Origin of the sequence: Peptoanaerobacter stomatis (assembly GCF_000238095.2) — a bacterium.
Taxonomy (GTDB): Bacteria; Bacillota; Clostridia; order Peptostreptococcales; family Filifactoraceae; genus Peptoanaerobacter; species Peptoanaerobacter stomatis_A.
On record NZ_JH815225.1, the window covers coordinates 1779171 to 1780348 of the forward strand.

Annotated in this window: 2 pseudogenes; both read right to left on the reverse strand. The window is 28.6% G+C overall.

The features are described from left to right. Positions 1 to 530 (reverse strand): annotated as a pseudogene (locus tag HMPREF9630_RS07800) (hypothetical protein); the annotation flags it as partial. 351 nt (positions 531 to 881) lie between these two features. Then, positions 882 to 1178: pseudogene (locus HMPREF9630_RS07805) on the reverse strand (hypothetical protein); the annotation flags it as partial.

The following is a 1178-nucleotide window of genomic DNA, read 5'->3' on the forward strand; positions in this document are numbered from 1 at the left end:
GAAAAACTCGTATTTCTTTCATCGGCTAATTGTGCAATTTTTTTGTCATATCCTTCGCCTCGATATTCTTTTGTAGGTATGTTGTATCCGTCAAGTTCAAAATATGTTATACCTGTGTAAGAGTCGGTTTTTACAGGTAATTGTTCTTCCCATTGTTCAAGGCTTTGTCCTTTATAAAACATTACACTTCTTGAAACAAATGTAAGCCAATTTCCACTTGGTTTAGCTAAACCATAATAAATAGATTGCTTTTTTTGTATGTTATAATATTCTAATCCCAATTTGGCCGCGGTCTTTAAATCACCTTTTTGTACAGCTTCATATAAAGACGGTATTATTCTTTGCATGTCTTCTGCAAATTGTTTATTTGCTGTTTCAGGATTTCCTCCAACTATATGACTATAATCTTTTTCTTTTCTGGATGTATATATCTTAGAAATCATATCTGAATAACTTGTTTTACTTCTATTTGAATATGAAGCTCTGTCAGAAGCATCATTAATAGAAAATAGACTTTTGGGAATAAACATAAAACATTTCTCCTTTAATAATAAAGAATTACTTTTGATTCAAAAATATGAGGTAACATTGAATTTTTTGCAGATCCTCTAAAAGTTATTGAGTAATCTACATCTTTGTGTAAATTGTAAAAAGTTAATTTATAAAGCTCACTACCTGAATCAAAATCATTGCCACCGGGATAATTAGTAACTTGTGTTCCGCTCTTGCATTTAGAATTATGTCGATAGTTGTTGGATCATAAACAGCACTTTTATGATTTTTGGGTATATATAAATATACTATCATATATGTCAAATATACATTGGACTATAATCCTTAAAAATTTTAACATACAATCAAATTATATAAATGTATATTATCTACACTTTTTCCAACAACCTCTCCAATTCGTCTTTTATCCTTGCCTTGTCGAAGAGTTCTTTTCTCTCTTTGTATATATGAAATCTTTTTTGAAACTCTTTTTCTCTTTCTATGGATTTGTCTATGATTTTAAAAAGCTCATCATCCAATAATTTTTTCTTTTCATCTATATTTTTAGTCGAACTCAATCTGTTTTCAAATTCCAAGTATTTTTTCAATTCATTTTCAATCATCTTTTCTGTAAGAGGTGTATTCTTGTTATTTTGCTGGTGATTTACTATAAAATCAAGTATTCT